Here is a 22,530-nt window from a genome sequence, read left to right on the forward strand (position 1 = left end):
CCACGCCCTCTTAGCAAGTTTAGAGGAAACTCCTACCACCAAACTTTCGGGTGGCCGGAGGGCAGCGCCCTCCGGAATCCCCCTTCGCAAGGGGGACTTAGGGGGATGGGCACCCTTTTAACAACTGCATCCGTCCTTCTCTTCCCCGCCGAAATCCACCTGCGTCGGGTAATCATTATCGAAGCAGGACAGGCATAGTCCGCCTTTGTAATCGTCACTATTATAGCCGCCGATGGACTGGATCAGTCCATCAGGTGAGAGGAAGGCAAGCGAGTCCGCATTGATCTCCTCGCACATCTCGGCGATCGTCTTATAAGAGGCGATCAGCTCGCGGCGGTCCGGGGTATCGATGCCATAGAAGCAGGGATTCTTGAACGGCGGCGAGGTGATCCGCACGTGAACCTCAGCCGCTCCGGCCTCGCGCAGCAGATTCACGATCCGGCGAGAGGTCGTGCCGCGCACGATGGAATCGTCGATCATGACTACGCGCTGGCCTTCCACGACACGGCGCACGGCGCTGAGCTTCATCTTCACGCCCTGCTCACGCAGCTCCTGGCTCGGCTGGATGAAGGTCCGGCCGGTATACTTGTTCTTGATCAGTCCAAGCTCGTACGGGATGCCAGTCTGCTCGGCGTAGCCAATGGCTGCAGAGATACTGGAATCCGGCACGCCGGTTACGATATCGGCATCCACGAAGGCTTCGAGCGCCATCCGGCTGCCCATCCGCTTGCGGGCGGAGTGCAGGTTGGAGCCGTTCAGATCACTGTCCGGGCGGGCGAAGTAGATGTATTCCATTGCGCACAGCGCTTTACGTTTAGGTTCTGCGAAGCGTTCTTCCCGGAAGCCGTCTTGATCCAGCACGAGCAGCTCACCCGGCTCAATATCGCGTACCAGCTTAGCGCCGATGACTTCGAGTGCACAGGATTCGGAAGCGAAGACGTAAGCTTCGCCCAACCGGCCCATCACTAAGGGACGCAAGCCATGCGGGTCAGAAGCAACAATCAGCTTGTCATTAGTCATCAGCAGGAAGGCGAAACCACCAACCAGCTGGGCCAGGGCATCCTTCGTGGCTTCGACAAAATCCTTCTGCGAACGCGCGATCAGATGCGCCAGCACCTCGGTGTCGCTGGTGGTCTGGAAGATTGAGCCACCCTGCTCCAGCTGTTTGCGGATCAGAGGTTCATTCACGATGTTGCCGTTTGTGGCAATCGCGAGATCACCGTCACGGTATTTGAAGACCAGCGGCTGCGCATTGGTCAGCCGGCTATCTCCACTGGTAGAGTAACGCACATGTCCAATGGACATATCTCCGATCAGCGAAGCGATCTTGTCTTTGTCGAACACTTCCTTCACCAGGCCCATGCCGCGGTGGTAGTTGAAGTCGCGCCCATCCGCTACGCAGATGCCCGCGCTCTCTTCGCCCCGGTGCTGCAGGGCATGCAGGCCGTAATAGGACATGGAAGCAGCTTCCGGGTGTCCGAAGACCCCGAAGACGCCGCATTCTTCTTTTAATGTGTCAAAAATATCTCCCGAGCCCGTTCCTTCGTTGTAAAAGTCGCCGGTCCACAGGATAGGGGCTTCCTGCTCTTTCCCGGTCTTTATTTCATAAGACATGGAATAGCATCCTCCCAAATGGTCTTAAGTTCAGTAACTGCTTCATCCAGTGCAGCTGCTCCGTCCAGAGCAACACGCAGGCGGTCCCCGCCGACGGTTCCAATGATCTCTACAGGTACGCCGTATGCGGCAACCGCCGCTTTCAGTTCTTCCGCACGGTCAGGCGCCGAAGTCAGAATAATCCGGGATTGGCTCTCGCTGAACAGCGCCACATCAGGGCGCAGTCCGCCGGCAGACAGTTCAATATTCGCTCCGGTTTTGCCGCTGATACAGCTTTCTGCAAGCGCTCCGGCCAGGCCGCCTTCGGATAGGTCATGCGCCGAGCGGACCAGCCCGCTGCGGATCGCAGCAAGTACGGCATCCAGCAGCTTGCGTTCCGTTGCCAGATCGAGTTCTGGCGGACGTCCTTCGGTCAGGCCGTGAACAGCATACTGGAATTCACTGCCGCCTAGCTCTGCTTTTGTAACACCAAGCAACAGAATCGAATCGCCTTCCTGCTTGAAGGCCTGAGTTGTAATATGATCGGTATCTTCTACAAGACCCACCATACCGACAACCGGTGTCGGATAGATAGCTCCTGAAGCATTTTCATTGTACAGACTGACGTTACCGCCAATTACAGGGGTATCCAGCACACGGCAGGCTTCAGCCATACCGTCTACCGCACGTTCCATCTGCCAGAAGATTTCCGGCTTCTCCGGACTGCCGAAATTCAGGTTGTCGGTAATCGCCAGCGGCTGGGCACCGGAGCAGACAATGTTACGTGCGGCTTCGCTGACGGCAATCCGTCCGCCTACTTCAGGGTCGAGATAGACATAACGTCCGTTACAGTCCGTAGTCATCGCCAAGCCTTTGCGTGTACCGTGGATGGTTACCACTGCAGCATCGGAACCCGGACGAACCGCCGTGCTGGTGCGGACCATATAATCATACTGGTTGTACACCCATGCTTTGCTTGCTACCGTAGGCGAGCCCAGTACGGTGCGCAGAGCGCCGCCCAGATCGGTGACTTCATCATAGCGAAGCGTATCCACCGCGGCATTCTCCTCATAGTAAGCAGGAACTGCCGATGGTTTATTATAAATCGGACATTCATCGACCAGAGCTGTTACCGGCATGTCGCCGACCACTTCACCGTGATGGAACAGCTTCAGGCGGCCGTCATCCGTTACCTTACCCACTTTGCGGCAAATCACGCCCCAGCGGTCGAAGATTTCCTGAGCCTGTGCCTCATCCTTAGGCTCAACCACGAACAGCATCCGCTCCTGGGATTCCGAGAGCATCATCTCATAAGGGCTCATGCCGTCTTCGCGCTGCGGCACCTGATCCAGATACAGCTCCAGACCATTGCCTGCTTTACTTGCCATTTCCGCACTGGAGCAGGTAAGACCGGCTGCGCCCATATCCTGAATACCAAGTACGATGCCGCTGTCGATCAGCTCCAGGCAAGATTCCATAACCAGCTTCTCCATGAACGGATCGCCAACCTGTACCGCCGTACGTTTCGCTTCCGACTCTTCACTGAGCTCAACCGAGGCGAAGGTCGCACCATGAATGCCGTCACGGCCTGTAGGAGGACCCACGTAGAATACGGGATTACCTACCCCTTTGGCGACACCGCGCTGGATTTTATCGTGATCAATCAGGCCCACGCACATCGCATTAACCAGCGGATTGCCGTCATAGCTGTCATCGAACATGATCTCTCCGCCGACGGTCGGGATGCCGATACAGTTGCCGTAGCCTGCGATTCCGGACACAACATGCTCGAACAGATATTTTACCCGGTCGCTCTCAAGCTTTCCGAAACGCAGGGAATTCAGCAGCGCCACCGGTCTTGCACCCATGGAGAAAATATCGCGGATAATCCCGCCCACCCCGGTCGCCGCGCCCTGATAAGGCTCAACTGCCGATGGATGGTTGTGACTCTCGATTTTGAAAACAACCGCCTGGTTGTCTCCGATATCAACAATCCCTGCGCCTTCGCCCGGTCCCATCAGCACCTTCGGTCCGCTTGTCGGGAAACGGCTGAGCAGCGGCTTCGAGTTTTTATAGGCACAATGCTCAGACCACATCACGCTGAACACACCGATTTCTGTATAGTTAGGCTTACGTCCCATGAAGGAAGTAATGAGCTCATATTCGCTGTCCGATACACCGAACTGACTGTAGATTTTCTGCTCCGCGATCTGCTCTGCGGTCGGCTCCTTAGCGGATACTTGCTGCGTCATAACGATCCCTCCACGATGTAAGAATGGATGTGAACATCCGTTTGCCGTCTTCCGAACCAAGCAGGCTATTCGCTGCGCGTTCCGGGTGAGGCATCATACCAACCACATTGCCTGCTACATTACTGACTCCGGCGATATCGGCGACTGAACCGTTCGGGTTGTCGCTGTAAGTGAATACGATTTGATTATTAGCTTTGAGCTCAGCCAGCGTCTCTTCATCACAATAGTAATTGCCTTCGCCATGCGCAATCGGAATAACGATTTCTTCATCCTGCGCATAGTCGATCGTAAACGGAGTTGTGTTATTCACTACCTTGAGCACCGTGTCATGACAGCGGAACTTCATCGACATGTTGCGGCGCAGAGCGCCTGGCAAGAGGCCGGCTTCGGTCAGGATTTGGAACCCGTTGCAGATGCCGAGCACAAATTTGCCCTGCTCCGCCGCTTTGGCCACTTCAGCCATCACCGGAGCGAACCGGGAAATTGCGCCGCAGCGCAGATAGTCACCATAAGAGAAGCCGCCCGGCACGAGAATGCAGTCATAAGCCGACAGATCTGTCGCCGTATGCCACACATAATCTACAGGTTCGCCGAGGCTGTCTTCTACTGCTTTGTAGCAGTCAATGTCACAATTGGAGCCCGGAAAGACAAGTACAGCAAATTTCATGACTTTTAGTCCTCCAATTCGTAGCGGTAATCCTCGATCACCGTGTTGGCCAGCAGCTTCTCGCACATATCCTTGAGGCGTCCTTCCGCTTCAGCGCGGTTGTCGGTATCGAGGGTCAGCTCCATATATTTGCCGATACGCAGACTTTCAACTTCCTGAAAACCTACGGAATGCAGCGCCCCTTGCACGGCTACACCTTGGGGATCGAGCACGCTTTTCTTGATGGTGACGTAGACTGTCGCTTTTAACATACGCTTGTAGTTCCTCCTAAAATTTAATGAGCTAACGCAACATTACAACGATGTGCTAACCTCTAACGGTGAGCTGCAACAAATCACTTCACTGCAGGCAGCTAACTTAACTGCATAATGTACAGCTATAATCTCAATATCTCCTGTAAAAACAACTATAGTTGCATTTCGTACAGCTATTTCTCTGGAAAATCTGCTTTTCAGGCCATTTCACACATTTTAGTTGTATCAGATACAGTTAAAGAGCAAACGGCATCTTTTTCGGGCAAAATAACTGCAGAGAATGCAATTAAAAGTTGGCTGCTGCTGGTCGGAACAGGCGTATCAGATAATCTATAAGGACTTACCGGTAAGGCGGTGATAAATGTCCAGGTACCGGCGTGATGTTTCTTCAACGACTTCTAGCGGCAGAGGGTCCGGCGTGCTGTTCTTATCCCAGGAGGATGCCAGCAGGTAGGTCCGTACAGGCTCCTTATCCATGCTGTCGATCTCGATATCCAGCGCGTATTTGTCCTTGGCCCAGAAGCGGGAAGCATCCGGTGTGAAAATCTCGTCAATCAGGATGACCTTGCCGTCCAGCAGCCCGAACTCGAATTTGCAATCGGCGAGGATGATGCCGCGGTCTTTACAATATTCTCTGGCAAAAGCGAACAGCTTCAGGCTCTTCTCCTTCAGCTCCAGCGCAAGCTCCGCGCCAATCAGCTCCTGCATCTGCTCAAAAGGAATGTCCTCATCATGGCCGACATCATTCTTGGCCGCCGGCGTAAAGATCGGCTCGGTCAGCACCGCATTCTTGCGCAGCCCTTTGGGAAGCTTGATGCCGTTCACTTTGCCGGTCTCCTGATACTGCCGCCAGCCGCCGCCGGTAATACAGCCGCGCACGACACATTCGATATCAATCCGCTCTGCTTTGCGGACCACCATGATGCGGTTCTTCAGCGCTTCGCGGTCCCGTACAATATCCCCGAGCCGGTCCACGTCGATATGAACCACATGGTTCTCAATGAGCTCCTTGGTCTGGCCGAACCAGAAGGCGCTAAGCCGGTTAAGCACATTGCCTTTGTCCGGCACCGCCGGGTCCAGCACGTAATCAAATGCGGAAATGCGGTCCGTAACGACAATCAGTACCTCATCCCCCAAATCGTACAGCTCACGAACCTTACCTTTGTAGAGCAGCGGTGCATTTACGAGTTCCACGGCAGTGGATACGGCCGTTGATGTCATGACCTTTCCTCCCTTGAACAAATGATCTTGCGTATATTTGGGCTAAAAGCGCCTGGGGCGCTTTGTTTCCTTCGCTTCGCATCAAAGGAATTGAAAGCTCCTTCGGGTTAATAGGGTCACTGCGGGAAATTTTGGACTTCCGATCGCTGTTATGTTTGAATTTCCTGATTTGAACCGCTGGCAGCGGTAGAAATCCAAACATAAAGGCGAACGCTGACGCTTCTTCCAGTTCCAAAATTCCTCTCCGTTCCTCCTTTAACCCTAATGCCTAATCGTATTCCCCCTGTTGCTTCGCTTCCAGGGAACAACTCCCCAACACTCCGCCCATATCTTCTCCAGCTCATCAGTTCACCACTGACTCACCTTTTTTAATTAGATAAGCTCCAGCTTGCGGAAGATGGTGTCCACATGCTTGAGGTGCCAGGAAGGATTGAAGGCATCCTCGATCTCTTCCGGACTAAGCACGGCAGTGATTTCCGGTGTAGCTTCAACGATGTCACGGAACTGGGTTTGTTCCTCCCAGGCCTGCATCGCACGCGGCTGTACAGTGTCGTATGCCTGCTCGCGGCTGAAGCCTTTGTCGATCAGCTTCGTCAGGATGCGGCCGGAGAACGGAACACCGAAGGTGCGGTTCATGTTGCGCTTCATATTGTCCGGAAACACGGTCAGGTTCTTCACGATATTGCCGAAGCGGTTCAGCATATAGTTCAGCAGCATGGTCGCATCCGGCAGGATGATCCGCTCTACCGAGGAATGCGAGATATCGCGTTCATGCCACAGCGGCACGTTCTCGTATGCTGTAACCATATGGCCGCGGATCACGCGGGACAGGCCGGAGATGTTCTCGCAGCCGATCGGGTTGCGCTTATGCGGCATAGCGGATGAACCCTTTTGACCTTTGGCAAAAGCTTCCTCCACCTCGCGGATCTCACTCTTCTGCAAAGCGCGGATTTCAGTAGCGAACTTGTCCAGCGAAGTGGCAACCAGTGCCAGCGCAGCCATGTACTCCGCATGACGGTCACGCTGCAGGGTCTGCGTGGAGATCGGTGCCGGGCTGGTGCCCAGCTTGCGGCAGACAAATTCTTCAACGAACGGGTCGATGTTGGCATAGGTGCCGACAGCCCCGGAGATTTTGCCGAATTGGACGCCGCTCGCCGCATGACGGAAACGCTCCAGATTACGCTTCATTTCCTCATACCACAGCGCCATTTTGAGGCCAAAAGTCGTTGGCTCGGCGTGTACGCCGTGTGTGCGGCCCATCATCGGGGTATCCTTGTAGGCTACTGCCTTATCTTTAAGAATCTCAATGAACCGGATAATATCCTGCTCCAGAATTTCGTTGGCTTGACGCAGCAGGTAGCCGAGTGCCGTGTCGACAACGTCCGTGGAGGTCAGTCCGTAATGCACCCATTTGCGTTCTGCACCCAGGCTCTCCGATACTGCACGGGTAAAAGCAATCACATCATGACGCGTTTCCTGTTCAATTTCGTCGATCCGCGCGATGTCGAATTTGGCGTCCTTGCGCAGCTTCGCGGCATCCTCATGCGGGATCACTCCCAGCTCGGCCCAAGCCTCACAGGCGCAAATTTCAACTTCCAGCCACGCGTTAAATTTATTTTCTTCGGTCCAAATGGCCCGCATCTCAGGTCTGCTGTAACGTTCGATCATAGCTTGTCAGTTCCTCCAAAGGTTAGTTTGCTCTACCCAGGACAGGCCGTCTCCGGTGTCCTTGCAGAGCAGGTTGATATGGCCCATTTTGCGGCCGGTCTTGCTCTCAGTCTTGCCATATATATGAAGCTTAGGGGATACCCCAAGCCGGTTTGATTCTTCGTCCGCGCTGCAGGCCGCCTGAATGGCACCCTCCAGATGCTGGCCGAGCACATTCACCATGACTACAGGTGTAAGCAGCGTAGTGTCGCCCAGCGGCAGATTGCAGATCGCCCGCACATGCTGCTCGAACTGTGAGGTTACGCAGGCATTCATTGTGTAATGCCCGGAGTTATGCGGACGCGGAGCCAGCTCGTTGACGAATAGCTCTCCTTCCTCCGTCACGAACATCTCCACAGCCAGCAGTCCGACGGCATCCATGCCGGAGACGATCTGCTCGGCCAGCCCGCAGGCCCGCCGCTGAATCTCCTCCGGCACCCTGGCGGGCACAATCGAGAGATGCAGGATATTGTCTACGTGGATGTTCTCGGCGGGCGGGAAGCTCTTGACTTCACCTGACGCGCTGCGGGCGGCAATGACCGAAATTTCGCATTGGAAGGCGATAAATTTCTCCAGCACCAGCTCGGGTGCGTGTGGCGTGGCCTCGGCAGCGTCTTTCGCTTCAGCCGCTCCCGGCGAGTCGGGCGAAGCCGCTGCCCCGCTTGCTTGCGGTGCTGGAGCCGCCGCTCCCGGCGCTACCTGCCGGAACGCTGCTGCCAGCTCTTCCGGCAGGCGGATGACGGCTTGTCCCTTGCCGTCATACCCCCCTGTGGCTGTCTTCAGCACACAGGGGAGGCCCAGCTCGGCAGCCGCGGCTTCAAGCTCCGCCAGGCTGCCGACCTTGCGGTACGGGGCAACGGGCACGCCCGCCGCCTCGATGGCCGCCTTCTCGCGCAGCCGGTGCTGCGTCGTATACAGCAGCGCGCTGCCCTGAGGCACGTACGATTCCTCCGTCAGCAGCGCGGCTACGCCCGCGTCGACGTTCTCGAACTCGTACGTGATCACGTCCGCGCGCTGCGCCAGCTCACGCGCCGCGTCCCGGTCGTTGTACGCCGCAATAATCTGCGGCGTAACCTGCCCGCAGGGCGCATCCGGCGCAGGGTCCAGCGCCACGAAGCGGTACCCCATGGCGCTGCCGGACAGCGCCATCATGCGCCCGAGCTGCCCGCCGCCGAGCACGCCGATCGTCGCGCCGGGCAGCAGCGTCCGGGGCGTCCCCGCCCCTGGTGCTTCAACAGCACCAGCGGCTGCCTCCTCCCGGCGCCCCATTCTCTCAGCTCCAGCTTGATCCCGCTCTGCTCTTTGCTGCGCCAAGCTCTCCGAGCCTCCGGTCTTCGACTCACCCGGTCTCATAGCGTCTCGCTGCTTTCCAGCACTTCGCGCTGGATCGCCTCGCGCCGCAGCTGCACCTTTCTCGCCACCTCCGGCTCGAAAGCACCGATGATCTGCGCAGCCAGCAGCCCTGCATTCGTAGCTCCGGCACGGCCAATGGCTACCGTGGCTACCGGGATGCCAGCCGGCATCTGCACAATCGACAGCAGCGAGTCCAGGCCGTTCAACGCCTTGGACTGCACAGGCACTCCGATTACGGGAAGGATCGTTTTCGCTGCCACCATCCCCGGCAGATGCGCCGCTCCGCCAGCACCGGCTATGATCACCCGCAGACCGCGTGCAGCCGCCTCCTCCGCATATTGAAACATAAGATCTGGCGTACGGTGGGCCGATATAACTTTTTTCTCATAGGCTATCTCAAGCTCTTCCAGCACAACACAAGCATGCTGCATTGTTTCCCAGTCCGATTTACTGCCCATGATGACAGATACTTGCACTGACATGATTCAACCTGCCTTCCGTTCTTATGAATGGTTAAGCAACCTCATCTTCTATCTTGACCCATTTCGCTATAGTTTTCCATAATACGCACAAAAAAAGCCCGATTTCCAAACGCATTTTGCGGGAAATTCGGACTGCGGAGGAAATAATAGACATTTTTCCGCCCACTCCCCTCAAGGAGCGACAGGAAAAAGGACAGCATCAACTCTCACGGGCAGGCCGTAAACGATGTCGTCTTATGTCTTCAAATCCCCGTAGTCCGGAAATTTACGGTTCCCGGGTAGAAACTTCCGGGCCCTATCCCCGGATATATACGAGCGGTTTATGCCTTAAGTTTAACAACCCCCTACACTGTATGTCAACTTAAACACGAACATTATCTTACCCTCCCTGAAAAACGTTCGCTTTTTGGCAGAATCTTTTCCAAAAAAAGCAAAACAGCGATTCTCCGACTAAGGAGAATCGCTGTTCTGAAAAATAGATAGTATTTCATTTGATCACAATGTGGATTGGGCGCTTTAGCCGGTTGGATGATAGCCATCTTAAGAAGTTATGTATTTTATGGTTTAATAGAACAACTTGTCCGCAAAATCTACTTACTAACGCAGTTTCTCCCTTTCTTCTTAGCCCGGTATAAAGCAGTATCCGCTGCTTTCATGACGGCATCCGGCTTCTTGAATTTTTCATTCTTTTGGGCGATCCCGATGCTTATTGTGATGTAGATTTGTTTAACGGCCTTTGCGCTTCGCGCTTTTGAACGCTGTTTGGTCTTGCCGCCTCCCCTGCTGCTCCCCCGCAATGCGAACCCGCGCTTCGATACCCGTTCCCGCAGCTCCTCCAAATGCGGCACTGTATCCTGGATACTTTTACCCGGGAAAAGAATGCTGAACTCCTCCCCCCCGTAACGGAACGCTTTACCGCCTCCGCTTACCTCTTTAACTATGGATGCCACCAGCCGCAGCACCTCATCACCGGTATCGTGGCCATAGGTATCATTGAACTTTTTGAAATGGTCGATGTCCAGCATGGCAATGGCGTAGTTCATCCCCAGCTTCATCATATCCTGTTTCAGCGCCCGTCTGGAGGGAAGGCCGGTAAGCTCATCCGTGAATGCCATCGCATAGGAATCCTGGATGATCGAAGCCACCAGAATGATCCCCGACACAATCCATAGCAGGGCGTAGGCGACGGGCTGATATTCCAGATTCATTACATAGAACATTGCCAGCAGCACAGCCATACAGGCGATATCCTGCGAGGATCTGCGCCTAATCTGTTTGACCAGCAGAATGATCCATGCCATAGCAAAGACAAGCATGGATACCTGAGACAATGGCGTCTGCACCGGAAGATTCAGCGGCATCAGATTCTGATTCAACCGCTGCAGCACCCCGCTTTGCTCCGGCATCAGCAGCCAGATCCCCGCAGCTGCTTGAGCCGCAATCCCGCCGATCCGGATACATCCCCACAAGCTGAAGATCCCTCTCTCTTTCAACAAGGAAAAGAGTAGAATATTGAGCGGCAGCAGAATACTCAGGAGCAGATATAAACCGGGTAAAGCGATGGAAGCCTCCTTCCCGGGAAGCTTGGGCAAATACTGCAACGATAACGAGGCTAGCGCAAACATAAGCAGCAGGAAAAACTCCCGGCTGCGGTTGAATTTCCAGGCGAGTCCCCCTCCAATCACAAAGACCGGATAGGGTGCAAGCTTCACCAGATCCAACTGTGGTGCGGATAAAGCCTGGACATTGTGATAAGCCATATAGGCCAGTGCCAATAAAATCAAGGGAAGTACGATCATGGAAGCTGCTTTTATTAACTTGTTCAATGGGTGATACATCCTCCGTATTGTGGTCTCTTTCTATTTTTTATCGGTCATTTGTCGGTCTTGGCTTAATCCGGATTTACCGTATATTTTGCTCACCGCAGCAGTCCGCCTGTTAGGCAAGACGAATGCTGCCACAACATTCCCTATCAGCTCTTTGTGTATTTCGGTCAAATAAAAAAGGAACGCCGCAGCGCTCCTTTAATACATATTTATCATATATTGAGTCTAGTTTATTTAACAACCAGCACCGGAATGCGCGCACTTTGCACTACATTGTGGCTGACGCTGCCCAGAACGAACTCCCGGATTCCGCCAAGCCCGCGGCTGCCGATAACGATGACATCCACCGTGTGCTCTTTGGCATAGGACAGAATCACTTCGGCAGGCGATCCCTGCAGCAATTCCACAGTAGCGTTCAGGCCTTCGGCTTCCAGCCGGCTTTTCACTTCATCCGTAGTCTGGACCGCGAGGTCATAATAATCCTTGTTCACTGATGCCGGCAGAGGCGCGAGAGCTTCCCCGATGAAGAACCGCGGGAATTCAAATGCGTGTACGACGTACAGGGAGGACCCTGGAGTTACCTTGGCCAGTTCAATCGCCCGTTCCAATGCCTGATTGGAAGCCTTCGAACCGTCATAGGCTAGCAAAATTTTAGAGAATAACATATACGCCACCTCTTTCTATTGTGTACAGCCTTAGCCAAACTACAAGAAACTTAACTCAAAAAATATCCATACAGCAGGATATTCAGCAGCAGCAGCAGCGGAATTCCGATCCTGAAGGAAGTATGCCTCGTCTTGTGGCGCTTGCGGTACATGGCAATCAGCACACCCAGCGCGCCGCCCATGAACGCGAGCAGAAACAGTGTTTTCTCCGGCACCCGATCCCGTCTTTTGCGGGCCTTGTTCTTGTCTTCCGACATCACCACATACCCGATAATATTGATCAGTGCGAACCACAGCAATACAACCTTGACCATCCTTCCGGCCCCTCCTCCTTGCATCCTATCTACTCTCTATTATATTACCCTTTCCGGCAAAAAACCAATAAGTTCCCCCACCAAGTGAGGTTTTGGCGCAGGTGATCACTCAGGTACTTTGCGGGGACCCCTTCTATTACAATAAACCTAACCCTGCCTGCCAAGTATCCGCCGCTCTTGTCTGCTCCCTGTGCCCGGTTCTCCGGCCTCTCTGATCCATAGCCAGGACAGCACCGCAGCAAGCAGCGCCGCAATTCCGCCAAGCCAGAAACCGCCGGTCAGTCCATACGCCGCGCTCATCCATCCCGCAACAAATGGTCCCCCTGACATCCCTATGGCATACACCGCCTGATAGAAGCCCATAGCCGTTGCCCGTTTGAACGGAGCGACTCCCGACACCGATTTACCCAGCAGCAGCGGGAAAATAAGACCCTGCATGAAGCCGTTCCCAATCTGCGTTGCACAGAGAGCGGCTAGAGTAGGCATAGAGGGAATCAGCAGCGTGAATACCGCACTCCCGGCAAAACCCAGCATTAACGTTCCCCGGTCCCCAAGCCATTTGCCGAATAGACGTGAGCCGTACAGTGTGGCAATCGCATGCGGCAGCATGAAAGCCAGCGTCAGCCAGCCGAGACTTTCTTTGCTCGCTCCAATATCCAGCGCCTGATTCGGCGTATAGCCGAACATCGTAATGAACAGTACACAATGCGCCAGCACGGACAAAAGCGATACCTTGACCAGCAGCGGTTCCCTGACTACTCCGGCAAGATCTTTGATCTGAATCGCATTCCGCTTCTCCTGCTTCTGTTCAGGCAGACGTAGTGCAAGCAGCAGCGCTGCCGCCGCCACAATCCCACCGATAATAAACGGAGTGTTCCAGCCCCAGTGATCAACCATATAGCCGCTGATCATCATACTGGTCAATTGGGCAATAACCGTCGTGAACTGCAGCATGCCCATCGCTTTACCAGCCTCTTCTTTCGGAAAATACCCCGCGAACATCACCGAGTACACGACCCACGCGGAGGCCGCAATCCCTGAGACGGCACGTGCAGCCAGCGCCCAGCCCGGATGAGCACCAGCCAGGAACAGCAGACAGCTTGCTCCGCTGGCGATCAGCCCCAGATAAATAAACGGCCGCCGCCGGTTAAGATAATCCGAACCGATCCCGATCGGCAGCCGGAACAGAATCTGCATCAGGCCGTATACGCCCAGCACCGCTCCAACCATGACATAAGAAGCTCCCAGATGCTCCACATACGGAGACAATACAGGCACATAGATATAAGAAGAGAACCAGAACATAAAGACAATCACCAAAAAGAAAAACCGGCTGCCCCCCCTCTTGCCTGAGCCTTGTACCGATTGGACTTCACCTTCTAATTGCTTAGCCACCGCCACTTCATCACCCGCTCCACTATATTTGCCGGAACCCTAATAACCCTGTCCAACTTCAATCTTCTAAGTAAAACATATCTGCCGCCCCTTGGACAGCCTTCGTAAAGTAACATTACACTTAATCTTCTGTTATACACCAGCCAGCTCCGCGATTTCCATAAACACAACAAAACCACCGGATGCTCCGGCAGTCTTGTTGTTCTCGAAGCATTCCCTCTCTGGAAGGGAAACTAACTTCTATATAACAGAGCTTAGAATAAACATGCTGCTTTTACGTTAACTAGTCTTACGCTTGTATCTTCGTTTGTATCTTGGCTTTTATCTTTGCTTTTATCTTTGCTTTTATCTTCGTTGTATCTTCGTTTGTATCTTGGCTTGCATCTTCGTTGTATTTTGCTTTTATCTTCGTTGTATCTTGCTTGTATCTTTGTTTTTAAATTCGTTGTATCTTCGTTTTTATCTTCGTTGTATCTTCGCTCGTTGTTTGCTGCTCACTTCATTAATGCACTGTTGCCCTTACACTTTAGGCTTTTTTATTTCCCCTTCTGCTTGGCTTCCATCGCTGCCTTCAGCAATTCACCAAGGTTAGAGCCGCTGGCGCTTTCCGGCTTGCTGTACTGCTGGACCAGCTTCTGCTGCTCGCGTTTGTTGATATGCTTATGATCCTTATCCATTGTCTCCGTAATCCCGCAGCCGAGGCACTGCACATACATCCCTGCCTTGCCTTCCTTAAGCTCCATCTTCTTATGGCACTGCGGACAGCGGCGGTTCGACAGCTGCTTCTCCCCTGCCCGGGTATAGCCGCAGTCCTCTTTGGGACAGACCAGCAGCTTGCCGCGTTTGCTCTTCTTCTCCAGCATTCTTGTCCCGCATTCCGGACAATGGCTGTTAGAGACATTATGCGGCTTGTATTCCGCTGCGCTATTCTTGACCCCGGACACCAGCTCCTGGGCCATACTGCGGATGCCCTGCAGAAAAGGCTCCGGACGCCCTTGCCCGCGCGCGATCTTCTCCAGCTCCGCTTCCCAGCGTGCCGTAAGCTCCGGAGTGCGCAGCTGTCCTGAGACCAGTCCGATCAGCTGCTTGCCTTTGCCGGTCGGATGCAGCAGATTACCCTGCCGCTCAATCGTATCCGAGCTGACCAGCTTCTCGATGATATCCGCACGGGTTGCCGGTGTTCCCAGCCCGTACTTCTCCATCTGTGTCAGCAGCGAAGCTTCATTATAACGCTTCGGCGGCTGCGTCCGGCCGGGCTTGATGATGCAGCGCTCAATTTTCACGCTGTTGCCCTCCCGCAGCTCCGGCAGCTTCACGCTGCCCGCTGCCGGTTCGTCAGCTAAGCTCTCCTCATCCTCATCCGAGCTCATGTCCCCGCCATAGACTTCACGCCAGCCCGCGTCCTTAACCGTGGTTCCTTTAACCTGGAAGGTTTCTCCCTCTACGCTCACCGTCACAGCTACTGCATCATAACGTGCCGGAGGATAGAACAGGCTGATGAACCGCCGTACAATCAGATCATATAGCTTCCGTTCTTCTGCACTTAATAGATTAAGCAATACCGTCTGCTCTGTTGGAATAATTGCGTGATGGTCACTGACCTTACTGTCGTCAACAATACGTTTGGTAACCGGCAGCGGTTTGCGCAGTAGCGGTCTGGCGAGGGCCGCATACGGTCCGACTGCTACGCTGTCCAATCTTTCTTTTAGCGTACCCGTCATATCGGCAGTCAGGTAGCGGCTGTCCGTACGCGGATAAGTAACCAGCTTATGCTGTTCATACAGCTTTTGCAGCAGGCTTGAGGTTTGTTTGGCCGAAAAGCCAAATTTACGGTTTGCATCCCGCTGCAGCTCCGTCAGGTCATAGGCCAGCGGATGGGGTTCGCTTTTCTCGCTTTTGTGCACCTTGGTGATCCGTCCGCTGCGGCCGGTCAGCTTCTCCTTCAGGATACCTGTCTTGTCTCTATCAAAAATCCGGCCGTCCCCGCCCTGCGCACGCCATCCCGCCTGGAAATTGCCGAAATCGGCAGTCAGCTGATCATATTCCTGGGAACGGAAGTCCGTAATTTCATTTTCCCGGTCCATAATCATGCCAAGCGTAGGTGTCTGTACACGTCCTGCCGAGAGCGGCGCACCGAACTTACAGGTTAAGGCGCGCGTAATGTTCAGTCCGATCATCCAATCCGCCTCTGCACGGCAGCGGGCAGACTCATACAACCGGTCGAAGTCCTTGCCCGGACGAAGTGCGGCGAAGCCTTCCTTAATCGCCTTATCCGTCTGCGAGGAGATCCACAGCCGCTTGAACGGCTTTTTCCACCCAGCCATATTCATGATCCAGCGTGCCAGCAGCTCACCCTCACGCGCAGCATCCGTCGCAACGATCAGCTCCTCAATATCCTGCCGTTTCATCAGCTGTTGTACCGCTTTGTATTGCTGGCTGGTCTCCCGCAGCACCTTAAGCTTGGCCTTCTCCGGAAGAATCGGCAAATCCTCCAATGCCCAGGTAGCATATTTATTGTTATAGTCCTCAGGCTCAGCCAGGCCAACCAGATGCCCCAGAGCCCAGGTAACCACATATTTCGGACCTTCCATATAGCTCTTTTGCTTATTTCCGCAGCCCAGCACCCGGGCAATCTCCCGGGCAACCGATGGCTTCTCCGCCAGTACCAGTACCTTCATAATTCTCTCCCCTCCATATCAACAACCTATTATACCACGGGATAAAAGACCGCAAATATCATCAGGCTGATTTCGCTTCATTTCAGATAAACTAGAATTATTCCCCAGCCGAAAGGAGTCACAGCCAATGCTCACAACAGAACCGTATAATGTTATATCAGTAGGTGTAGTATCCGTATCCGGATCACAGCACAACCTGCGTCTCGAGATTAAACCGCAATACAGACCTGCCTTGAAGGGGCTGGCTGATTTCAGCCACTGCCAGATTCTCTGGTGGATTCATGAATTTGCAGACGATGCCTTCCGGCGTACTACGCAGATTGAGCCTCCATATGAGGCTCCGGTAACTGGTGTATTTGCCACACGTTCTCCCGTACGCCCTAATCCTATAGGCCTTTCTGTTGCCGGAATTGTGTCCGTTGATGTTGAACAGGGAATTGTTGAGGTTACCGGACTGGATGCCTATCCAGGAACGCCTGTGCTCGATATCAAAGCCTATTTTCCTGCTACCGACCGTGTCCGTCATGTCAGAGTCCCTGTATGGGCTGCCTCCTGGGGGGAGTGGGCTCTAGAGTAAATTAGTACGAGGAGAGAGCTCATGACTAACTGCAAGCTTATTCTGCAAGCGATTGAGTACATTGAATCCAATCTGAAGCAACCATTGTCTGTCCTGACCCTCTCCAGAGTGAGCGGTTATTCGCTGTATCATTTTATTCGGCTGTTCCAGGGGGTTACCGGGCTGACACCCGGCGACTATATCGCAAGACGTCGAATTTCCGAGGCTGCACGTGAGATTCTGAGAAGTCCCTGGCGCACCTTTCAGGATATTTCGTTGGATTATTCTTTTAATGATTATGAGACCTTCACCCGTGCCTTCAAAAGATTGCTCCATACCACCCCCACCCGTATCCGCCAAAAATCAAATCCGGATATCCCTATGCTGCTCCATCCCATACGGGGAATGGATCTTCCGCACTGGACAGGCCATAATACAGCATCTCCCGAAATTATTGAGCTCGGGGAAATCAGGCTCCAGGGACCATTTATTACCGTTAACAACGATCATTCTATTATTGGAGCAGCTTGGGAACAGATATTCAGCAGTATCTCCTCTATACCCGAACGTAAGCTTCCGGAGAGGTATTATCAGCTTGGCTATTGGCCGGATGATTATGAGAATAGCGGATTCTCTCTTCTCTGTGCCTGTGAGTTGAACGCCTCGTTGCCTTTACCACCTGGTACTAAGCTTCAGACAAACAGAGAAAACGCAGATAACAATCTGCCTGTCCACACCTTACCTCCGGCGAGGTATCTCCGATTTCTGCATAGAGGTCCCTCAGCAGAAGTCTCCGCTACATACAAATATATCTATGGTGTATTTTTGCCCAGAACCGATTATCGCCTAAACCTCACTTATGAATTTGAATATTATGGCAAAGACTATCTCGGACCAGATAATCCCAACTCGGTAAGTGAGATCTACATTCCGTTAACGCTGCTATAATTACACAGAAATCCGCACCTGCTATGCAAATGCGGACAAGAACCCAGCTCATTTTACGCAATGGAGTTTATGATTTAAGGAATCACTATAGTAGTCTCAAGCTCTTTATAATAAGTCTTCACATTTTCACCGTTGGCATCTTTCAAGAGATTTAGCTTACTATCCAATGTAAACGTATAAGGTCTGACCGTGACCGTCTTGGGAATTTGCGGGGTTCTCTGAAAACAGAGTGCCTGCCATAAGAAGATATTACATTTAAGTCTGTTGTTGTTAAGGGTTTATCTCTCAAACCTTAGACAAGCTTCAAAAAACACCTTGTCCCCGCCTTGGCCGCGTACATATACTCCTTCTTCAGTCCGGGAGGACCGTAAAATACTGATTTCCTCGCCATACTGGGCTTCCTGCGCATAGGTTATGTGAAGACCTCTGAGTTCCAGTTCTCCCCATTCCTCCAGGGTTAGCGCATCGCAGCATAAATCTACATACCTTGCATTGTTCAGGTGCCCGTTATTATCGAGCCCGCTATACCTTACTTGATAGCGAAAGGCTTCCTGCAGAGAAAGATCAGCGGGAATCACTACTTTGTCCGGGAGGCTTCCGACCGAATCTTCCAAATAAGGCTCTACAGCAATGGGAAGGGCTGACGGACGAAGGATCTTCCGCTTATCCATATCCACAAGCGCCCAGATTGAGCGTGCCGCCGCCAGTTCTACAGCATTACTATCAAAAATCCGATAATCCCGCTGCCAGAGCGCTCCTTTGTTTCCTTTACTCCAGGTACGCACATTAAGAAGCTCGTTAGGCGACGGTAAATGTCGAAGATCCAGATCGAGTGTGATAACCATCCAGCCCATTCTTGCATTAAGCATTGTATCAATACTTAGACCCAGGCTGCTTACAGCCGAATCCGCAGCACGCTGCATAATATCAAGAAGAAAAGATAGCTTGCCTCTTGACCGAAAATCAGTGTCACTTGCATGAACCATAAAATCCTCTGTCCACAAAAGGTTGCCGTGCTTGTCCATAACTTTACGCTCCTTTACGCATCCATCCACAATTTCCTCTGTTGTATCCACATTATCTAATACGATATCCACATGAATTGGGGAGTACTTGTTAAAAAATATAATCTATCCACATGTGTATAAGTTTTCATTTCTTTCTATTTACCACCGAATTATACACAAGCTATGCACAAAATTCACAACAAGCACCAGAAATAAGGCCATAAGTAATGTAATTGTAATACTATTCTCTATAGGACACAAAAAAGCCATTGTCGATTGCTCAACAATGGCTTCATGTGCTTGGCAGCGTCCTACTCTCCCAGGACCCTTCGGTCCAAGTACCATCGGCGCTGGAGGGCTTAACGGTCGTGTTCGGGATGGGTACGCGTGGAACCCCTCCGCTATCGCCACCAAACGGGCATTTGATATACAAATGCTATAATTCAGGTCTCAGCATCGCCAAATGCTGAAAACAAATTTTCTCTATAGAACTGCTTGAGCTCTATAAATTACAATTTGATTCCTGAAAACTGAATCCGAAACGAATCTGCGTGTTAGAATTGTTGGATAAGCCCTCGACCGATTAGTATTGGTCAGCTCCATGCATTGCTGCACTTCCACCTCCAACCTATCTACCTCGTCGTCTTCAAGGGGTCTTACTAATTGGGAAATCTCATCTTGAGGGGGGCTTCACGCTTAGATGCTTTCAGCGCTTATCCCGTCCGTACGTAGCTACTCAGCCATGCTCCTGGCGGAACAACTGATGCACCAGCGGTACGTCCATCCCGGTCCTCTCGTACTAAGGACAGCTCCTCTCAAATTTCCTGCGCCCACGACAGATAGGGACCGAACTGTCTCACGACGTTCTGAACCCAGCTCGCGTACCGCTTTAATGGGCGAACAGCCCAACCCTTGGGACCTACTTCAGCCCCAGGATGCGATGAGCCGACATCGAGGTGCCAAACCTCCCCGTCGATGTGGACTCTTGGGGGAGATAAGCCTGTTATCCCCAGGGTAGCTTTTATCCGTTGAGCGATGGCCCTTCCATGCGGTACCACCGGATCACTAAGTCCGACTTTCGTCCCTGCTCGACTTGTTGGTCTCGCAGTCAAGCTCCCTTATGCCTTTGCACTCTTCGAATGATTTCCAACCATTCTGAGGGAACCTTTGAACGCCTCCGTTACTCTTTAGGAGGCGACCGCCCCAGTCAAACTGCCCGCCTGACACGGTCCCCGTACCCGGTAAGGGCACTAGGTTAGAACCTAGATACGATCAGGGTGGTATCCCAACGGCGCCTCCGCAGAAGCTTGCGCTCCTGCCTCAACGGCTCCCACCTATCCTGTACAGATCGTACCCAAATTCAATATCAAGCTGCAGTAAAGCTCCATGGGGTCTTTCCGTCTTGTCGCGGGTAACCTGCATCTTCACAGGTATTAAAATTTCACCGGATCTCTCGTTGAGACAGCGCCCAAGTCGTTACGCCATTCGTGCGGGTCAGAATTTACCTGACAAGGAATTTCGCTACCTTAGGACCGTTATAGTTACGGCCGCCGTTTACTGGGGCTTCGGTTCACAGCTTCGGATTGCTCCTAACCACTCCCCTTAACCTTCCAGCACCGGGCAGGCGTCAGCCCGTATACTTCGCCTTGCGGCTTCGCACAGACCTGTGTTTTTGCTAAACAGTCGCTTGGGCCTTTTCACTGCGGCCCCCTCGGGCTATTCACCCTACCGAGGCACCTCTTCTCCCGAAGTTACGAGGTCATTTTGCCGAGTTCCTTAACGAGAGTTCTTCCGCGCGCCTTAGAATTCTCTTCTCGCCTACCTGTGTCGGTTTGCGGTACGGGCACCTTCTCCTGGCTAGAGGCTTTTCTTGGCAGTGTGAGATCATGACCTTCGCTACTACAATTTTCGCTCCCCATCACAGCCCAGCCTTATCGATGTGCGGATTTGCCTACACATCAGCCTCACTGCTTAGACGGACACATCCATCAGTCCGCGTCACTACCCTCCTGCGTCACCCCATCGCTCATAGCGGATTACGGTGGTACAGTAATTTCAAACTGTTGTCCTTCGACTACGCCTTTCGGCCTCGCCTTAGGTCCCGACTTACCCTGAGCGGACGAGCCTTCCTCAGGAAACCTTGGGCTTTCGGCGGATCAGATTCTCACTGATCTTTTCGTTACTCATACCGGCATTCTCACTTGTATGCTGTCCAGCGCTCCTTACGGTACACCTTCAACCTACATACAACGCTCCCCTACCCCAGATGCAAAGCATCTAGCCATAGCTTCGGTGGTGTGTTTAGCCCCGTTACATTTTCGGCGCAGAGTCACTCGACCAGTGAGCTATTACGCACTCTTTCAATGGTGGCTGCTTCTAAGCCAACATCCTGGTTGTCTGTGCAACTCCACATCCTTTCCCACTTAACACACACTTGGGGACCTTAGCTGATGGTCTGGGCTGTTTCCCTTTTGACAATGGATCTTAGCACTCACTGTCTGACTCCCGGCAAGAAGTTAATGGCATTCGGAGTTTGACTGAGCTTGGTAACCCTTGCGGGCCCCGCACCCAATCAGTGCTCTACCTCCACCACTCCATTCACCGAGGCTAGCCCTAAAGCTATTTCGGGGAGAACCAGCTATCTCCGAGTTCGATTGGAATTTCTCCGCTACCCCCACCTCATCCCCGCATTTTTCAACATGCGTGGGTTCGGGCCTCCAGTGCGTGTTACCGCACCTTCACCCTGGACAGGGGTAGATCACACGGTTTCGGGTCTACGTCCACATACTAAATCGCCCTATTCAGACTCGCTTTCGCTGCGGCTCCGGCTTCTCACCTTAACCTTGCATGTTAAACGTAACTCGCCGGTTCATTCTACAAAAGGCACGCCATCACCCATAGATCGGGCTCTGACTTTTTGTAAGCACACGGTTTCAGGTTCTATTTCACTCCCCTTCCGGGGTGCTTTTCACCTTTCCCTCACGGTACTGTTTCACTATCGGTCGCCAGGTAGTATTTAGCCTTAGCAGATGGTCCTGCTGGATTCATACGGGGTTTCACGTGCCCCGCACTACTCGGGATCCGTCTCGGAGAGAACACAGTTTAGGCTACAGGGCTTTTACCTCTATCGCGGGCCTTTCCAGACCTCTTCGCCTACCATATTCCTTTGTAACTCCATGTGAGACGTCCCACAACCCCAAGGGGCAAGCCCCTTGGTTTAGGCTGTTCCGCGTTCGCTCGCCGCTACTGACGGAATCACTATTGTTTTCTCTTCCTCAGGGTACTTAGATGTTTCAGTTCCCCTGGTCTGCCTCTGCATTTCCTATGTATTCAGAAATGAGTAACTGCGAATTACCACAGCTGGGTTTCCCCATTCGGACACCCCCGGATCAAAGCTTGCTTACAGCTCCCCGAGGCAGTTTCGTTGTTCGCCACGTCCTTCGTCGGCTCCTGGCGCCTAGGCATCCTCCGTGTGCTCTTATTAGCTTAACCGTCACTCCGGTGTTTCGCTTGCTTGCTCCTCTTGTTTTGAATGCCGCTCATGGATTGCTCCATTCACCAACACATTCAAAGCCAAAGGTCGCTGCACAATCGAAAACCTTCGTTCTGCAC

Annotated in this window: 16 protein-coding genes, 2 rRNA genes and 1 riboswitch; of the genes, 2 read left to right on the plus strand and 16 right to left on the minus strand. The window is 53.0% G+C overall.

What is annotated here, in order from left to right; translation table 11 throughout:
* Nucleotides 1-117 precede the first annotated feature (117 nt).
* The 13 genes from purF to MHI42_RS17145 all read right to left on the minus strand — a co-directional run bounded on the left by purF (nt 118) and on the right by MHI42_RS17145 (nt 16,407).
* Nucleotides 118-1,614: an amidophosphoribosyltransferase gene (purF, locus tag MHI42_RS17085; protein WP_342424559.1), complete on the minus strand. Its 1,497-nt coding sequence runs from the start codon at nt 1,612-1,614 to the stop codon at nt 118-120.
* Complete coding sequence (gene purL / locus MHI42_RS17090; RefSeq protein WP_342424560.1) at nt 1,599-3,845, minus strand: phosphoribosylformylglycinamidine synthase subunit PurL; 2,247 nt, start codon at nt 3,843-3,845, stop codon at nt 1,599-1,601. The genes purF and purL overlap by 16 nt, the downstream gene beginning before the upstream one ends.
* Nucleotides 3,823-4,512: a phosphoribosylformylglycinamidine synthase subunit PurQ gene (gene purQ / locus MHI42_RS17095; protein WP_039298250.1), complete on the minus strand. Its 690-nt coding sequence runs from the start codon at nt 4,510-4,512 to the stop codon at nt 3,823-3,825. The genes purL and purQ overlap by 23 nt, the downstream gene beginning before the upstream one ends.
* Nucleotides 4,513-4,517: 5 nt before the next feature.
* Nucleotides 4,518-4,763, minus strand: a complete 246-nt coding sequence (gene purS, locus MHI42_RS17100) for a phosphoribosylformylglycinamidine synthase subunit PurS (protein WP_039298247.1) — start codon at nt 4,761-4,763, stop codon at nt 4,518-4,520.
* A 333-nt stretch (nt 4,764-5,096) separates the two neighbouring features.
* On the minus strand, nt 5,097-5,987 hold the full coding sequence (locus MHI42_RS17105) for a phosphoribosylaminoimidazolesuccinocarboxamide synthase (RefSeq protein ID WP_342424561.1): 891 nt from the start codon (nt 5,985-5,987) through the stop codon (nt 5,097-5,099).
* Nucleotides 5,988-6,359: 372 nt separating this feature from the next.
* Entirely contained in the window at nt 6,360-7,655 is a 1,296-nt protein-coding gene (gene purB, locus MHI42_RS17110) for an adenylosuccinate lyase (protein ID WP_042133396.1), read from the minus strand.
* A gap of 6 nt (nt 7,656-7,661) precedes the next feature.
* Nucleotides 7,662-8,963, minus strand: a complete 1,302-nt coding sequence (locus MHI42_RS17115) for a 5-(carboxyamino)imidazole ribonucleotide synthase (RefSeq protein WP_342424760.1) — start codon at nt 8,961-8,963, stop codon at nt 7,662-7,664.
* An 80-nt stretch (nt 8,964-9,043) separates the two neighbouring features.
* Nucleotides 9,044-9,529, minus strand: coding sequence for a 5-(carboxyamino)imidazole ribonucleotide mutase (purE, locus tag MHI42_RS17120; RefSeq protein ID WP_342424562.1), 486 nt, complete (start codon nt 9,527-9,529; stop codon nt 9,044-9,046).
* Between the two features lie 233 nt (nt 9,530-9,762).
* Nucleotides 9,763-9,864, minus strand: a riboswitch (purine riboswitch).
* A gap of 255 nt (nt 9,865-10,119) precedes the next feature.
* Complete coding sequence (locus MHI42_RS17125) at nt 10,120-11,355, minus strand: GGDEF domain-containing protein (RefSeq protein WP_342424563.1); 1,236 nt, start codon at nt 11,353-11,355, stop codon at nt 10,120-10,122.
* 230 nt (nt 11,356-11,585) lie between these two features.
* Nucleotides 11,586-12,020 carry a universal stress protein gene (locus tag MHI42_RS17130; protein ID WP_171719864.1) on the minus strand — a complete coding sequence of 145 codons (435 nt, stop codon included), beginning with the start codon at nt 12,018-12,020 and terminating at the stop codon, nt 11,586-11,588.
* Between the two features lie 50 nt (nt 12,021-12,070).
* A complete protein-coding gene (locus MHI42_RS17135; RefSeq protein WP_039310312.1) occupies nt 12,071-12,334 on the minus strand; it encodes a DUF1294 domain-containing protein in 264 nt (87 codons plus the stop codon).
* 147 nt (nt 12,335-12,481) lie between these two features.
* The gene (locus MHI42_RS17140; protein ID WP_342424564.1) at nt 12,482-13,729 is read right to left on the minus strand and encodes an MFS transporter; all 1,248 of its coding nucleotides are present in this window, start codon (nt 13,727-13,729) and stop codon (nt 12,482-12,484) included.
* A gap of 536 nt (nt 13,730-14,265) precedes the next feature.
* Entirely contained in the window at nt 14,266-16,407 is a 2,142-nt protein-coding gene (locus MHI42_RS17145) for a DNA topoisomerase III (protein ID WP_342424565.1), read from the minus strand.
* Between the two features lie 127 nt (nt 16,408-16,534).
* Between MHI42_RS17145 and tsaA the strand changes: the two genes are divergently transcribed.
* Both tsaA and MHI42_RS17155 read left to right on the plus strand, forming a co-directional pair.
* Nucleotides 16,535-16,984, plus strand: a complete 450-nt coding sequence (gene tsaA / locus MHI42_RS17150) for a tRNA (N6-threonylcarbamoyladenosine(37)-N6)-methyltransferase TrmO (RefSeq protein WP_342424566.1) — start codon at nt 16,535-16,537, stop codon at nt 16,982-16,984.
* Between the two features lie 21 nt (nt 16,985-17,005).
* Nucleotides 17,006-17,911, plus strand: a complete 906-nt coding sequence (locus tag MHI42_RS17155) for an AraC family transcriptional regulator (protein WP_342424567.1) — start codon at nt 17,006-17,008, stop codon at nt 17,909-17,911.
* 278 nt (nt 17,912-18,189) lie between these two features.
* Here MHI42_RS17155 and MHI42_RS17160 read toward each other — a convergent pair whose 3' ends face one another.
* From MHI42_RS17160 to MHI42_RS17170, 3 genes are all read right to left on the minus strand, one after another.
* On the minus strand, nt 18,190-19,008 hold the full coding sequence (locus tag MHI42_RS17160) for an acyl-ACP thioesterase domain-containing protein (protein WP_342424568.1): 819 nt from the start codon (nt 19,006-19,008) through the stop codon (nt 18,190-18,192).
* A 208-nt stretch (nt 19,009-19,216) separates the two neighbouring features.
* Nucleotides 19,217-19,333, minus strand: a 5S ribosomal RNA gene (rrf, locus tag MHI42_RS17165).
* Nucleotides 19,334-19,481: 148 nt separating this feature from the next.
* A 23S ribosomal RNA gene (locus MHI42_RS17170) occupies nt 19,482-22,410 on the minus strand.
* Nucleotides 22,411-22,530 lie beyond the last annotated feature (120 nt).

Origin of the sequence: Paenibacillus sp. FSL E2-0178, assembly GCF_038593005.1 — a bacterium.
In the GTDB taxonomy this organism is placed as follows: Bacteria; Bacillota; Bacilli; order Paenibacillales; family Paenibacillaceae; genus Paenibacillus_AQ; species Paenibacillus_AQ phytohabitans.

Bases quoted from the DNA above. Each gene is read 5' to 3' on its own strand.
- tsaA (WP_342424566.1), top strand. From the start codon at position 16,535: ATGCTCACAACAGAACCGTATAATGTTATATCAGTAGGTGTAGTATCC.
- purS (WP_039298247.1), bottom strand. From the start codon at position 4,763: ATGTTAAAAGCGACAGTCTACGTCACCATCAAGAAAAGCGTGCTCGAT.
- MHI42_RS17115 (WP_342424760.1), bottom strand. From the start codon at position 8,963: ATGGGGCGCCGGGAGGAGGCAGCCGCTGGTGCTGTTGAAGCACCAGGG.
- purE (WP_342424562.1), bottom strand. From the start codon at position 9,529: ATGTCAGTGCAAGTATCTGTCATCATGGGCAGTAAATCGGACTGGGAA.
- MHI42_RS17155 (WP_342424567.1), top strand. From the start codon at position 17,006: ATGACTAACTGCAAGCTTATTCTGCAAGCGATTGAGTACATTGAATCC.
- MHI42_RS17135 (WP_039310312.1), bottom strand. From the start codon at position 12,334: ATGGTCAAGGTTGTATTGCTGTGGTTCGCACTGATCAATATTATCGGG.
- MHI42_RS17130 (WP_171719864.1), bottom strand. From the start codon at position 12,020: ATGTTATTCTCTAAAATTTTGCTAGCCTATGACGGTTCGAAGGCTTCC.
- MHI42_RS17145 (WP_342424565.1), bottom strand. From the start codon at position 16,407: ATGAAGGTACTGGTACTGGCGGAGAAGCCATCGGTTGCCCGGGAGATT.
- purB (WP_042133396.1), bottom strand. From the start codon at position 7,655: ATGATCGAACGTTACAGCAGACCTGAGATGCGGGCCATTTGGACCGAA.
- MHI42_RS17105 (WP_342424561.1), bottom strand. From the start codon at position 5,987: ATGACATCAACGGCCGTATCCACTGCCGTGGAACTCGTAAATGCACCG.
- purF (WP_342424559.1), bottom strand. From the start codon at position 1,614: ATGTCTTATGAAATAAAGACCGGGAAAGAGCAGGAAGCCCCTATCCTG.
- purQ (WP_039298250.1), bottom strand. From the start codon at position 4,512: ATGAAATTTGCTGTACTTGTCTTTCCGGGCTCCAATTGTGACATTGAC.
- purL (WP_342424560.1), bottom strand. From the start codon at position 3,845: ATGACGCAGCAAGTATCCGCTAAGGAGCCGACCGCAGAGCAGATCGCG.